The following is a 14,374-nucleotide window of genomic DNA, read 5'->3' as shown; positions in this document are numbered from 1 at the left end:
TCCAGGGAAACAGGTATGAACATCAAACTGGTGTTGGTTGACGATCACGAACTGATCATCAACGGCATTAAATCATTGCTTAGCCCCTACCCGCGCTATCAGGTGGTCGGCCAGGCGGATAACGGACTGGAGGTCTACGGCCTGTGCAGCGAAACCCATCCGGATATCGTGATTCTGGACCTGGGATTGCCCGGCATGGACGGTCAGGATGTGGTCGTTCAACTGCTGCGCCGCTGGCCGGCCATGCGCATCATCGCGCTGACCTCAAGGCAAGGCGAGCATCATGCCGCCAGGGCGCTACGCCTGGGCGCGTTGGGTTATGTGCTAAAGAGCAGCACCCAGCAATGCCTGATTAGCGCCATGCAAAGCGTGTTTAACCGCAAGCGTTATATCGATCCGGCCCTGGACCATTTTCGTGTATTCCAGCTGATGGACGAGACCGGCCACCATCCGTTATCCCTTACCCTGCGGGAGCGGCAGGTGCTGAAACAAATTGCCGAGGGCGTGGGCAACCATACCATTGCCAATAATTTGTCCATAAGTCCGAAAACGGTCGAGACGCACCGTTTGAATATCATGCGCAAACTGGACGTGCATAAAGCCATTGAGCTGGTGCATTGGTCGCACCGGTTGGGATTAGTGGAATATCGTTAAGCAGAACATTCCACGTCGATAATCTCAGGTAATTACCTGATGTTTTATTATCTGTGGTTTTTTATGATAACCCTCAGAAAAAATAATGCTTAGCCGACCATAAATAGCGTTTATAAAAAATCATTACGCCCCTTGCCGTCGCGTTTAAACATAAGGAATAGCATGCCTGACTGGATTAGTGCCCATACGCCATTACGCGGTAATGTCGATGGTGATTTGATATTTAAGCGGCTAACCGGGCGTGAATCATTGTCGGCGTTATACCGGTTCAGCGCGGAATTCCTTAGCAAGAATAATGATTTAGATTTGAATGCATTATTAGGTCAAGATATTGCTTTTGAAATAATGCTCGCTGATAGCGGACGCCGGTTTCTGCATGGCCATATTACCGGCATCGAGTTTAACGGCTATGACCTGCTAAATGAAAAATATAAGCTTTATACCTTCACCCTGCATCCGGCGCTATGGTACCTGACGCAAAATCGCGATTGCCGCATCTGGCAGGAAAAAAACCTGCCGGATATCATTACCGCTATCCTGGCCGAAAATAATATCGTCTGCGAAAACCGGCTCACCAGCGCCTACCGCTTACACTCCTATATCGTGCAATATCAGGAAAGCGCCTTCGATTTCCTCAGCCGCCTGATGGAACATGAGGGCATCTATTATTTTTTCCAGCATCATGCCCGGGGCCATACGCTGGTGCTGGCCGACTCGCCCCAGGCGCACCAGCCCTTCCCCGGCTATGAGGATATGGTTTACCGGCAGCCGGGCTTCGGCCTCGCCGAACATCGGGAAGGCATTCACCGCTGTACCCTGCGCCATGAAATTACCCCCGGATTATGCAGCATGGATGACTATGACTTTCGTCAGCCGCGCGCCCATCTGGCGCAAGCCTGCCGGAACCGGGCCTCTTTTGCGGTCAATAAAACGGAAATTTACGACTGGCCCGGCCGCTATGACGATAACCGGCGCGGACAGTTCCTGGCGCAGATACGGCAGCAGGCGCTGGAAGCCCGGCAATGCCGCGTCTCGGGCCTGGCAACAGCGCGCGGCATGGCGCCCGGCTGCACCTTTCGCCTGCATCGGTGCCCGCGTCCGCGGGACGAACAACAGTACCTGGTGACAGGGGTCGACTATGAAATCCGGGATAGCCGCTATCAAGATGAAGCCTCCCTGGCCGGCGCTGGAACCGGCGGCCCGACGGCCGAATTCAGCGTGAATTTTACCATGATCCCGGCCCATATTACCTGGCGCCCGCCCCGCACCACCCCCTGGCCGAAAACCCAGGGGCCGCAGACCGCCGAGGTGGCAGGACCGCAGGGCCACAGCATCTGGACCGATAAATATGGCCGGGTAAAGCTGAAGTTCCGCTGGGACCGGCGCGGGGCGGGCGACGATACCGATTCCTGCTGGGTACGCGTATCCAGCCACTGGGCCGGCTGGAAATATGGCGGCGTGCAGGTGCCCCGGGTGGGCGAGGAGGTGATCGTGGATTTTATCAACGGCGATCCCGACCGTCCCATTATCATTGGGCGCGTGTACAACGAAGACGCCCTGCCGCCCTGGGAACTGCCGGCGGCCGCCACGCGGATGGGGTGCATGAGCCGCAGCAAGGATGGCGGCGCGGGTAACGCCAGCTATTGGTTTATGGAGGATGCGCCGGGGCGCGAATCTTTTAGCCTGCACGCCGAGCGTGATATGACCATCTCGGTCGAACATGACAAAAACATCGGCGTCGACGGCGATTTGGCGCAGGAGATCGGAGGCCGGAGCCAATTTATCCATCGCGGCCCCTGCGCCACGCGCAAATTCCAGCCCGATATGCAGACCTTTCACCTTGGCAAGACCAGCCTGATTACCGCCGGCGGCAGGGCCGACGCCATTGGCGGCGGCGAATACCGGCAGGTGACCGGGCACGCCGCGCATATCGTCAGCGGCAACCTGACCCAGCATGCGGGTCACACCCTCAGCCATCACGCCCTGGGTGACATCATGTTTGATGCCGGCAATAAAATCGTGTTTGGCCAGACGCTGTACCCTGGGGAACAGGCGGCGGGTAACGATAACTCAGCCCATGCCAGCCTGGCGGCGGCCCGGCCCGCCACCCCGCAGGAAGCGGCCGATCGCCGGCAGGCGGAAAAACAGCGTCGGCGGCCGGATCCCACCCGGGTGGAATATGCCAAAGGCGTGGAGACCGCCATCCACGGCGTGGATCGGCAAGATATCGCCGGCGATCGGCACATCGAGGTGAGGGGCAACGCCGGCTGCCATATCCATGGCAGGCTGGATAAACAGATAGGCCAGGATCTTACGGTGCGCGCCGGTGGCGATATCAGCGTAAACGGCGGCAACGAGGTGCTGATAGCAACCAAAAAAATGACGCATAAGATCGAGGGGAGTATCGAAACCCATTCCGGCAATGCGCTTAACGTTACCGGCTCGGCGGAAAGCATCAGCTCCATGAATTTTTCCATGGCGAAAATGGCGGTCAAAACCGATGAGGTATTAACCTCCAGCACCCGGCTGAATCTTGCCACCACGGCGGTGCGCGTCGAGACAGTGGGGGTGAATATCGGCCAGGGCCAGTTGGATATCCGCACCACGCTGCTCAGCCTGCATACCAGCGCCATTACTATTTTTATCTGAGCCGGCTGCCATGAAAATCATCAAACCCCTGCGCCTGGGCGTGCTGCACCGTCCCTGGCGCTGGTTGGGCCAAAACCAGCTTGGCGTGTCCGTCCTGGCCCTGGCCGATATGGGGCCGGCGCCCCGGCTGCGCCCCGAACCGGAGCTGTGGCAACTGGCGGCGCGGGAACTGGCCGGCGACGGTGGATTGCTGGATCTGGCCATTCCCAAGGCCCGCGCGGAGTTCCTGGCTACCGGTTACGCCTATACCCGGCACCAGCGGCAAAAAAATGCCTGTATGGTCAAAATCCAGGTGGGCGAGCTGGAAAAATGCCTGATGGCGTTTGGCGAACGTTTTTGGATTAACGGACGCCCCACCGAACCGCTGCCCTTTGAGCAGTTGCGCCTGGACTGGGAAAACGCCTTCGGCGGCGAAAACAATGCCGGCAACCCGCGCGGCCTGGGCGCGCAACCGATAGCGCGCAACGGCGCCTTATGCCATCCGTTAGCCCATATCGAACCGGTGCATCTCGGCTATGGCCCCCAGCGCCGCAGGATAAAACCCGACTGTTTTGGTCCGCTGGATTTTTGCCTGCCGGAACATTTCAAACAGATCGGCAAAGGCTACGACAGCCGGTGGCTGGCAGAAGATTACCCCGGTTTTGCCCGCGATATCGACTGGGGGGTATTTAACCGGGCCGGGCGCGATCAGCGGTGGCCGCAGTCGGCGTCGCTGCCTGCGGGCGCGCCCTGGCGCATCTGGAATATGCATCCCGACCAGCCGCTGCAACAGGGCGTGGTGCCCGACTGGCGCGCCAGATGTTTTATCACCCGCGCCGGTGCCGGCGCCGCAGTCCCCGGTAATATTTGCTCCGCCAGGATGTCCCCCGGCCCGGAGGTCCCCGGCAATCATCCAGCAGCCAACCCTCCGGCGCTGGAAGAAATCGCCCTGCGCGCCACCACCCTGTGGTTTTTCCCCCATCTGCAACAGATGGCGCTGATTTGGCAGGGCAGTTGCGCGATTAACGAAGACGACGCGCTGGACGTAGACAATATGCTGGTCGCCGTCGAGGCGGCGCGGGAAAGCCGCCCGCCGGCGCATTATCAGGCGGTTTTCCAGTCCCGCAGCCAAAAGGCCACCGGCGCCGCCCATGCCCTGCGCGAACAGGATTTGGTGGCGGAAAGCCTGATTGGCCCTTGGCTGGATACCGCTGCCCGCGCCCCGGACAGCCCGCTGGTCGCCAACCTGGCGCGGCGGGAAGCGTGCCTGAGGGAAACGCACCGGGAAACCTTGGAACAGGGAGCCCTGGATACCTGCGATCCGCTGGCCACGACCGGGCTGGCGAGCGCCGATGACCCGGACACGTCGGGGAAGCAGGATGCCCGTAAGAGTAGCATGCCAGGGGAAAAGAACGCCGCCGGCCCGGATATCCGCGGTCGGGAACCGGTGCCCCGGCCCGGCGAACTGCCGGAATATATGGCGCGGGTCGAGCTGCGGGCGGCGGCGCTGCAACGGCGGGCGCTGAACAAGGCCGCGGCTCTGGGCGCGGATATCGCAGGCTTGATGAACGATGCGGGAAGCCGTGCCGGACATGGCGCCGGCCATCCTAACCTGGGCGAAGCCAGCCAAAGTAGCGGGATTGGCGCCGGCATTTGTGCCGATGACGACAACCCGGGCCAGCGCAGCCATAAGGTTGAGATAAGCACAGGCGAAAGCGCCATGAAAGACGCCGACGCGCCGTCCTGCTCCGGGCCAGCACAGTACCACCGCATGCTGGCGTTACTGCGGCGGCGGGAAGAGCAATCGCCTGATGCCGATCCGGCCATCGACACGCCGGAGGCGCGCCATAGCCTGCACCAGATCTACCGGCTGTCCGCCGATACCCGCCCCCCGGCCCCGCCGCTGGATGCCGGGGAAACGGACGCCGTGCGCCGTCGCCTCCAGGCATTGCTGGCGCATACCCGCGATCTCGGCGGTATGGACCTGACCGGCGCCGACCTGAGCGACATGGATCTGCGCGGGGTTAATTTGCAACGGGCCCTGCTGGAAAGCGCCAGGCTGGATAACTGCCTGCTCGACGGCGCCAATCTCAGCGAGGCCATGCTGGCCCACGCGTCTCTGGTCAACGTTTCACTATGCGACGCGCGGCTTAACGGAACCTGCCTGACCGGGGCCCGTTGCCTGAACAGCCGGTTCAGCGGGGCCTGTCTGGACGAAGTTTCGTTAACCCAGGCGACGCTGGCAGATTGCTGTTTTGATCGGGCGCAGCTTAGCAGGCTGCTGTTTTACCATACTACCCTTGACCGCTGCCGCTTCAGCCGGGCCGCGCTTAACAACTGCACGTTCCTCGGTCCGGCCGCCGCCGGGCTTGATTTCAGCCACTGCCGCCTGGAAAAGGTCACCTTTAATGACGGACGCCTGGGCGCCGCCTGCTTTAACGCGGCGCAGTTGGCGAATTGTGCATTTATCGGCATGAATCTGGACGAAACACAGTTTCAGGAGGCCCATCTGGACAGTTGCGTTTTCACCGCCGGCACCCACGCCCGGCGTGCGACATTCCAGCGCGCCCGGCTTATCAGCTGCAACCTGCGGCATACGCCGCTCGACCGGGCTGATTGGTCACGGGCCCGGGCCGAGGGCTGCGATTTCAGCGCCGCCGGGCTGACCGACGCGTGCCTGGACGGCATCAACGCCGATGGCTGCCTGTTTATCCGCGCGGATCTTACCCGCGCCTCGCTTAACCGCGCCGATTTGCTGGGTGCCCAGTTGCAAAAAGCCCGGCTTGCCGGCGCCGACCTGCGCGCCGCCAACCTGTTTCGCGCCGATCTGTCGTTAGCCAGCATCGATCGCCATACCCGGCTGCAGGGCGCCTATACGCACCAGTGCAAAACCCTGCCGCGCGCCGGGGAGCCGTCGTCTTGAAGACGCTCACGGCGCAGGCGCTACAGCAAAAAATCAGCCGCGGCGAAACCATCGACTCGGTCATACTGGGGCCGGAACAGCTTACCGGCGTCGGGCTGCGCGGCGCGGTATTTATCAATGTGCAATTCAGCGCGGTGGATTTCGGCCAATGTCCGCTGGAAGACACGCTGTTCGATCGCTGCCGGTTGGACGATGCCGACTTCAGCCAGGGAGACATCAACGGCTGTCGGTTTAACCACTGCGCGCTGCGCCGTGCGAATTTCAGCAAATGCGGCATCACCGGCAGCCTGTTTAACCATTGCCGGCTGGACGGGAGCCAACTGCGCGCCACCCGCCTTACGGAAACCCAGTTCCTGGAGTGCCTGCTTGCGGGCGCCGTATTGGAACAGTGCGCGCTGGATAAGGTCACGCTGTATAAAACCCCGTTACTCCAGGCCCGGCTGCATGACTGTCGGGCGACGCTGACCACGCTGTTCGGCATCGATCTTAGCGCCACGACCATCAGCCACGGCCATTTCGACCGCGTGATCTTTGCCGGGTGCGATCACCACGATAACGACTATCGCCAACAGTCGTTTATCGGCTGCCAGTTTACCGATAACGCCATGGATAACGTGAACTTTAGCCACGCCACCTTGTCCCGTAGCTGTTTTAAGGGCGCGTCGCTGGGCGGCGCGCGTTTTGAACAAGCCCGGGGCGAGCAGGCGCTGTTTATCGACAGCGATTTGCAACGGGCGCAATGCCGCCATGGCCATTTTGACCAGGGCCAGTTTATCGGCGCCAACCTGCGACAGGCGGATTTTTCCCACGCCAGCCTGGTACAGGCCCTGCTGCATCGAGCCGGAGCCGCGCACAGCCGGTGGGTGGGCTGCAATCTTACCTATGCGGATTTCAGCGCCGCCGATCTCCAGGGCGCCGACCTGCGCCAGGCGCAGTTTAAGCGCACCCAAATGCACCGCGCGCGGCAAACGGCGGCGCTGTTTTCCACCCGTCAGGGGCTGCTGGAGGCGGATGAAGCGCTTTATGCCGCCGAGGAATGGAGCCACAGGCGGCCCCCCTGATCCCCTGGCCGATAAGCCGGTAAGCCATAAGCCATAAGCCATAAGCCATAAGCCATAAGCCATAAGCCATCCATTATTTGAGGCCCGCCATGATTAACCTGCAAGCATTAAGTGACCCCATCGCCTCACCCCCCGGCCAGGCCGTTGGCCGAGTGATCAATATTCTGCCGGACGGCTGTTATATCGTCTGCCACCAGCAGCGCGGCTGGCAATGCCGCCTGGCCGCCAGTTGCCTGCTCCAGCCGCAGCCGGGCGACGAGGTGCTGGTTGCCGGCAATGACGCGCAGCTTTGGCTGCTGGCGGTGCTGGATCGCGCCGACAACCTGCAGCCCTGGTCCCTGCGCGTGGCCGGCGATCTGCATATCGCCGCCCAAGGCGCGTTAACCCTGCATGGCGCCGAACGGCTGGAATTACGCGCGCCGGCGCTGGCTATCCGCGCCGATCGCGGCGACTGCCGCGTTGGACGGATGCGCTACCACGGGCAGTCTTTGTCGGCCCGGGTCGATATCTGCTGTATCGTCGGCAAACGCCTGGAATCGGTATGGCAAACCCTGGTGCAGATAAGCCACCGCTGGTTGCGCAAGGTGACGCAAACCGAGCACGCGCGGGTGGGCCAGCTGGATTACCAGGCTGTCGATTATGCCCGTATCCACGGACAAAACGTGATGATCACCGCCGAAGCCGTCGCCAGGCTCGATTCTGAACAAATTCATCTGGGTTAAACCTGCCATGACCCTATTTACCAGGACAATATTAACCAGGGCAATGTCCACCCGGCAAAGGCGGCGGTTATGCAGATAAAACACGCCCGCGTGCCGGCGGGTGGCGACCCGGACCGCGCGCACCAGCGGGTTGCGCCGCTGTTATTGGAGCGCCTGACCGATAACGACCCCGACAATCCCGACGATGCCCCGCTGGATATGCCCGCCTTACGGGAGAGGTTGAAAAAATCGGTACTGGCCAACCTGCAGGCGTTGCTTAACTGTACCTGCTTTGCCTCCCGCGACCAGCTTGCGCGCTGGCCGCACGTTTACTCCAGCACGCTGAACTTCGGCCTGCCGCCGCTGGCGGGCAAAATGCAGTCCGACATCGCCTGGCAGGATATCGCGGACCAGATCACGTGGGCGATAGCTCACTTCGAGCCACGCATTATCGCCTCGGCGCTGTGCATTGAATGCCTGGATGACGACCCCGGCCTGGCGTCGCATAACCTGCTGTCGTTTACCCTACAGGGACGTCTTTGGTGGTCGCCGGCGCCGGTGGATTTTATGTTTACCAGCCGCGTGGATTTAGAAAATGGCCATTTTGAACTGGCCGACAAGAGGTAACTGATGGATAGCCGGCTACTGGACTACTACAATCGCGAACTGGCCTGGCTGCGGGAAATGGGGACGGAGTTTGCCGAACATTACCCCAAGGTCGCCGGACGCCTGGGCATCGGCCACGCCGATCAGGCCGACCCCTATGTCGAGCGGCTGCTGGAAGGCGTCGCCTTCCTGACCGCGCGCGTCCAGCTGAAAATGGATGCGGAGTTTCCGCGTTTTTCCCGCCAGCTGCTGGATATGCTTCATCCCAACTATCTGGCCGCCACGCCGTCAATGGCCATAGTGGAACTGCAACCGGACGCCGTGAAAGGGGATATCAGCCGGGGCTTCAAGGTACCGCGCGGTACGATAATGGATAGCCCGGGGCTTAAGTCCCGGGGCGTAACCTGCCGCTATCGCACCGCACATGAGGTCGATCTCCAGCCATTGCGCATCGAACAGGTGGACCTGGGCGGTATGCCGGCGGATATTTGCCCCGCCGCGCTGGGGCTGGACGGGTCGGTTAGCGCGCTGCGCATCAAACTTTCCTGCCTGGGCCATGTGACGCTTGGGGAAATGCGCTGCGATCGGCTGACGTTTTATCTCAGCGGCGGCGATATCCCGGCCCCTCAGCTGCTGGAGCTGATAATGCAGCATACGCAAACGATACTGGTCCAGACCGGCGACGCAGCGCCCCGGCGCCTGCAATTGGGGCGGCAGGCGCTGTGTCATGAGGGACTTGACGCCTGCCAGGCCATGCTGCCGGCCGATGCGCGCAACCTGGACGCCTTTCGCCTGTTGCAGGAGTATTTTTGTTTTCCCGCCCGGCTACAGTTTTTCAGCATCCAGGGGCTGCAACCCCTGTTCGACGGCGGCGGCAACCGGCAACAGCTGGAGATTATCCTGTTGCTGGACCAGGCCGCGCCCGATCTGGAGCGCCGGGTTGACCGGCAGCATCTGGCGCTGCATTGCACACCGGTGGTCAATTTGTTCCCCCGCGCCGCCGAACGCATCATCCTCAATGAACGCCAGGGCGAATACCCGGTTATCGTGGATACGCTGCATCCGCAGGATTATGAAGTCCACTCCATCGTGCACCTGCACGGCCGCGGTCCGCAGGGTGAAAACGGCTACCGGCGCATATTCAGGCCGTTTTACGATCGGCGGAGCGAGGATGGGCCCGGCGATACGGGTTGGTTTTCCCTGCGCCGGGAGCAGCGCCCATGGCCGGCGACCGCCGATCCGTTGACGCCCTATACCGGCTACAGCGGTTCGCAGGCGTTTATTTCCCTGGCCGATGAGCGGCATCCGCCCTGGCACGGAGAACTGGCCTATCTCAGCGCCGAGGTGCTGTGCTCCAATCGCGACCTGCCGCTCAGGCTGGCGCCGCAGGATCAACGGCTGGTGCTGCGCGATTCCCTGCCGGTACAACGGGTAGTGTTACGCAACGGCCCGAGCCGGCCCCGCCCGGCATTGGCGGAGAGCGAATCCTGCTGGCCATTGGTTAACCAACTGCAGCTCAACTGCGTTAGCCTGCTGGATAATGACGCCGGCGACAGCGGCGCGGCCCTGCGTCAGTTATTACACTTCCATGCCCGGCAGGCGGATATTACCGTCAGGCAACAAATCGCCGGTATCCGTCAATGTTTACCGGTGCCCTGCCACCGGGTCATGGCGCCGCCGGCGTTGGCCCGGCGCGGCGTCAGCCTGCGGCTCAGCGTCGATGAACAGGCGTTTTCCGGCGTCAGCCCCTGGCTGCTGGGCAGCGTGCTGGCGCGGCTGTTTACGCGGCTGGTCACCATCAACAGCTTTAGCGAAACCACGCTGACCTCGGTGCAGCGGGGCAAGATTGGCTATTGGCCGCCATGCCCGGGGGTAAAAGCAGCGTTATGAAAATTTACCGCATTCGATCCTGCCCCGCCGGCCGTTATCCGTCGCCCGTACCGCCCCGACGCGCCGTTATCGCGCCGGCGGCGGGCGGCGATATCGGCGCGGCCTTCTGGGCGGAGCGCGAACGCCGGCCCTGGGCATTCGACCTGTTCCAACTGCTGCGCCGCGTCGATGCCCAGGATGGGCAGCGCTATGGGCTGGGACGCGCGCCGCTGCCGCGCTACGAGCGGCTGCGCCTGGGCCAGCGGCCAACGCTTGGGTTTGCCGCCGCCAATATAACCGCCATCGTCCCCGCCGACGGCGCGCGCAAGCGTCGGCTGGATATCAACGGCTTTGGGCTGTTTGGCCCCAACGGGCCTCTGCCGCTGCATTTAACGGAATATGTTTACCAGCGCCGGCGGCAGGACAAAGATCCGGCCCTGGCGGCCTTTGCCAACCTGTTTCATCACCGCCTGATCACGCTGTTTTATCGCGCCTGGGCCGACGCGCAGCACTGCGTCTCGTTCGACCGGCCGGACAGCCGGCGTTTCGATCATTATGCCGCATGCCTGCTGGGCATAGGCCAGCCCGCAAGGCGGGACGGCGCGTTGGACGCGCAGGCGCGTTATTATATGGCTGGACATTTATCCCGCCGGACCCGCGGCGCCGAGGGACTGCGTTCGGTTATCCAGCATTATTTTGCCGTGCCGGCCGGGGTGCGGGAAAACCTGTTTCAATGGCTTCCGCTGCCCGCCGACTCCCGGCTGCGACTGCACCCCAGGCACCCCAACGCCCGGCTGGGAAAAAGCAGTTGCCTGGGCCTTGCCGCGCCGGATATCCAGTCGCGTTTCGCCGTTGATATCGGCCCGCTGCCGTGGCGGCAGTATCGCCGGTTTTTACCCGCCGGGAGGGGCGGCGCGCTTGGCCAACTGGGTGATTGGATCCGCCAGTACGCCGGTATGGAACTAGCCTGGGAGGCGCGGGTGATCCTGGCGCGAGAGGATTATCAGGGCTGCGTGCTGGGTGGCGGCCAACCGCTGGGACAGGGCAGTTGGCTGGGTGATAACTTTTCAACGGCCCATCGCGGCGACTTTATTTATCGTCCCGACGAGCAGACGGCAGGCTAGCATTCACCGATCCGGTTAATCGCGTTGCCACGCCGGTCATGGCAACCATTACATCGCCCCGGGGTTGCCGCGCGCGCATGGCGGCAATCGGCACAACATCCGTCCTAGCCTTTTGCCATTTCCCGCAGATATACCGTCAAAAAAGTCTCGTTAAACAAGGTGTCGCTCTCGTTTTGCCACTGTTCCACCGCTTGCCGATAGCGCAGGTCGTGCGCAGCGCGCAGCGCAGCCCGTCGTTTTTGCGCACCGATCGCGGGGAAAATACCTCCCCGCACCGGACCAGGAGGCAGGTGCTCCGGCCCGAACCCCGGCAGGACCGCATCAATACAGGCTTGCAGCGCCGCCAGCATCGCCCGCCGCTGCGGGGGAGTGACCTCGCCCATCCCGGTATTCGACGGCGTTGGCGCATCCGGCGAAGTATGGGTCAAGGGCGTCGCGTCCCCGGCCGATCCGGGCCATGGCGCCGGCCAGCGGCTTGCCGGCGGGTTTCCTGGCCGAAACAGCATTAACGGGTCGGTTTCCCCGGTCGCGTAAGGCCGCGCCCTTTGGTTCGCGACCCCCACATCCGCCATAGCCGGCCCGGCCGCGGGCGGCGCGTCGAACAGCGCGGCCAACGTCCGGTCGAGATCGTTTTCCAGTACCGGCGCGCCGGGAAACTGGTTAAGGAAACTCTCCCAGGTCTCCGGCGGATCGCCGCCGTCGGCAAAGGGGCCGTTATTTAAATTTGACTTCTGCGGCGGCATTCTTTTTCACATCCCAACCAAATTCAACCTTCGCGCTCAGGGCGCCGGTGTTTAACTGCTCCCCACAGGTCACCCCGACCACGGAGGGCGAAAAACGATACAGCACCGCCATCGCGCCGGGCGCCACCGCCTGCCCTTCCAGCGCGCCGGTATCGCCATGCGGGGCAATTTCCACCGCGCTCAGCATTACCTCCTGCATTTTAATCAGCAGGTAGTCCTCACTGGATTCGGCCGCCTTTCTCAGTCCCAGTGTCACCGCGGACAAATGCGTGCCTTCGACGCATTTTTTCATCATGGTCGGCATGGCTTTATCGATGCGCGCCAGCACCTCCATCTCGCGCACCACCGCCTTGCCGATGCCGCCGCCGCCGCCGACGCTGTTTTCCGTGGGCTGGGTAATCCGCCAGCGAAAATGCTGTACGTCAATCCAGCCCACATGCTGCTCGTCCTTGGCCTCGCCGGTGACGCTGTCGACCTTGAGATAAATACTGTTATTCATAATGCAGACTCCTTAATCCGGTTAACTATCCGCCTGGGTGTTTTAGTTGCCGCGCTGCTTTAACGAAGGCAGCTTGGACACCAGGCGCAACGATACCGTCAGCCCTTCCAACTGGTAGTGAGGGCGCAGGAAAAATTTCGCCTGGTAATAACCCGGATTATCGGCCAGCTCGTTAACCTGTACCTCGGCGGCCGCCAGCGGACGGCGCGCCTTGGTTTGCTGCGAGGAATTGACCGGGTCGCCGTCGACGTAATTAATGATCCATTTGTTAAGCCAAAGCTCCATATCGCCACGGGTCTGGAAGGTGCCCACTTTGTCGCGCACGATGCATTTCAGGTAATGGGCAAAACGGCAGCAGGCGAACAAATAGGGCAGGCGCGCGGCCAGGTTGGCGTTAGCGCTGGCGTCGGGGTCGCTGTATTCCGCCGGTTTTTGCAGCGACTGGGCGCCGATAAACGCGGCGAAATCAGAATTTTTGCGGTATACCAGCGGCATAAAGCCGTTTTTGGCCAGCTCGGCTTCGCGGCGATCGCTGATGGCGATTTCCGTCGGGCATTTCAGATCCACGCCGCCGTCGTCGGTGGGAAACGTATGGCATAACAAATGATCCACCGCTCCGCCCGATTCCACGCCGCGAATGGAGGTACACCAGCCGTATTCCTGGAACGAACGGTTAATATTCACCGCCATGGCATAGGCGGCGTTCATCCAGGTGAAATTGGCGTGCGTGGCCCCCTCGGTCCGCTCGTCAAAATGGAAAGCGTGGATCGGATTAACGACCGCGTCGTACGGCAAACGCGCCAGCAGGCGCGGCAGCACCAGCCCCAGGTAGCGCGCGTCTTCCGCTTCCCGCAGCATGCGCCAGGCGGCATATTCGGTATTTTGCACGATTTTGCCCAGGTCGCGCGGATTGGATAACTCCTGCCAGGTCTTCATCTGCATTACCCCGGGCGAGGCGCCGCTGATAAAAGGACAATGGGCGGCGGAGGCAATAAGCGCCAGTTCGCTTAACAATTCCACATCCTGCGGGCTGTGATCAAAATAGAAATCGCCGACGATACAGCCCAGCGGCTCGCCGCCGAACTGGCCGTACTCCTCTTCATAGATGCGCTTAAAGATCGGGCTTTGGTCCCAACTGGCGCCTTTATAGCGTTTCAGCATCAGCCCGAGTTCTTTTTTGCTCAGGTTAATCACGCGGATTTTCAGCATGTCGCTGCTTTCGGTATTGCGCACCAGGTAGTGCAATCCGCGCCATGCCCCTTCCAGCCGCTGGAACTCGGGGTGGTGGAGAATGACGTTAATCTGCCGCGACAGGGTCTGGTCGATCAGCGAAACCAGGCCCTGGATGGTGCTGAAGGCATCCCTGGACAGGGTGACCTGATTGGCCAGCGCCTGCTGCGCCATGATCCTGATCGCCCGCTCCAGCGAGGCGTGCGCATGCTCGGTTTTGGGACGGAACTGCTCGTTGATCAGGGTGCCGATGGCCGGCGGCAAAATACGCCCCGCGCCCTCGGCTCCGTACATCGGTGAATAGGTTAAAATATCCAGAATATCCTGCCCGCCGGC

At 61.8% G+C, this 14,374-nt stretch carries 11 protein-coding genes; 8 read left to right on the top strand and 3 right to left on the bottom strand.

Annotation, left to right across the window (positions count from 1 at the left end; all coding sequences use genetic code 11):
* Nucleotides 1-15 precede the first annotated feature (15 nt).
* The 8 genes from GRH90_RS16840 to tssG all read left to right on the top strand — a co-directional run bounded on the left by GRH90_RS16840 (nucleotide 16) and on the right by tssG (nucleotide 11,566).
* Entirely contained in the window at nucleotides 16-654 is a 639-nt protein-coding gene (locus GRH90_RS16840; RefSeq protein WP_162367121.1) for a two component system response regulator, read from the top strand.
* Between the two features lie 162 nt (nucleotides 655-816).
* Nucleotides 817-3,303: a type VI secretion system Vgr family protein gene (locus GRH90_RS16835; RefSeq protein WP_162367120.1), complete on the top strand. Its 2,487-nt coding sequence runs from the start codon at nucleotides 817-819 to the stop codon at nucleotides 3,301-3,303.
* Between the two features lie 10 nt (nucleotides 3,304-3,313).
* The gene (locus tag GRH90_RS16830; RefSeq protein ID WP_162367119.1) at nucleotides 3,314-6,205 is read left to right on the top strand and encodes a DUF2169 family type VI secretion system accessory protein; all 2,892 of its coding nucleotides are present in this window, start codon (nucleotides 3,314-3,316) and stop codon (nucleotides 6,203-6,205) included.
* Nucleotides 6,202-7,266, top strand: coding sequence for a pentapeptide repeat-containing protein (locus GRH90_RS16825; protein WP_162367118.1), 1,065 nt, complete (start codon nucleotides 6,202-6,204; stop codon nucleotides 7,264-7,266). The genes GRH90_RS16830 and GRH90_RS16825 overlap by 4 nt, the downstream gene beginning before the upstream one ends.
* A gap of 89 nt (nucleotides 7,267-7,355) precedes the next feature.
* The gene (locus tag GRH90_RS16820) at nucleotides 7,356-7,988 is read left to right on the top strand and encodes a DUF3540 domain-containing protein (protein WP_162367117.1); all 633 of its coding nucleotides are present in this window, start codon (nucleotides 7,356-7,358) and stop codon (nucleotides 7,986-7,988) included.
* Nucleotides 7,989-8,057: 69 nt separating this feature from the next.
* Nucleotides 8,058-8,594 (top strand): type VI secretion system baseplate subunit TssE, encoded by a 537-nt coding sequence (tssE, locus tag GRH90_RS16815; RefSeq protein ID WP_162367116.1) that lies wholly within the window; start codon nucleotides 8,058-8,060, stop codon nucleotides 8,592-8,594.
* A gap of 3 nt (nucleotides 8,595-8,597) precedes the next feature.
* A complete protein-coding gene (gene tssF, locus GRH90_RS16810; protein WP_162367115.1) occupies nucleotides 8,598-10,463 on the top strand; it encodes a type VI secretion system baseplate subunit TssF in 1,866 nt (621 codons plus the stop codon).
* A complete protein-coding gene (gene tssG, locus GRH90_RS16805; RefSeq protein ID WP_162367114.1) occupies nucleotides 10,460-11,566 on the top strand; it encodes a type VI secretion system baseplate subunit TssG in 1,107 nt (368 codons plus the stop codon). The genes tssF and tssG overlap by 4 nt, the downstream gene beginning before the upstream one ends.
* Nucleotides 11,567-11,670: 104 nt before the next feature.
* Here the strand turns inward: tssG and GRH90_RS16800 are convergent, their stop codons facing one another.
* Genes GRH90_RS16800 through tssC form a run of 3 tightly spaced genes read right to left on the bottom strand, consistent with a single transcriptional unit; the run spans nucleotide 11,671 to nucleotide 14,332 of the window.
* Nucleotides 11,671-12,309, bottom strand: a complete 639-nt coding sequence (locus GRH90_RS16800) for a hypothetical protein (protein ID WP_162367113.1) — start codon at nucleotides 12,307-12,309, stop codon at nucleotides 11,671-11,673.
* The gene (locus GRH90_RS16795; RefSeq protein WP_162367112.1) at nucleotides 12,281-12,808 is read right to left on the bottom strand and encodes an Hcp family type VI secretion system effector; all 528 of its coding nucleotides are present in this window, start codon (nucleotides 12,806-12,808) and stop codon (nucleotides 12,281-12,283) included. Before GRH90_RS16795 ends, GRH90_RS16800 begins: the two co-directional genes overlap by 29 nt.
* A gap of 42 nt (nucleotides 12,809-12,850) precedes the next feature.
* Entirely contained in the window at nucleotides 12,851-14,332 is a 1,482-nt protein-coding gene (gene tssC, locus GRH90_RS16790; protein WP_246236118.1) for a type VI secretion system contractile sheath large subunit, read from the bottom strand.
* Nucleotides 14,333-14,374 lie beyond the last annotated feature (42 nt).

Source organism: Acerihabitans arboris, assembly GCF_010131535.1.
In the GTDB taxonomy this organism is placed as follows: domain Bacteria; phylum Pseudomonadota; class Gammaproteobacteria; order Enterobacterales; family Enterobacteriaceae; genus Acerihabitans; species Acerihabitans arboris.
Note: the sequence above shows the minus strand (reverse complement) of the source record. Positions and strands in the feature narration are given on the sequence as shown.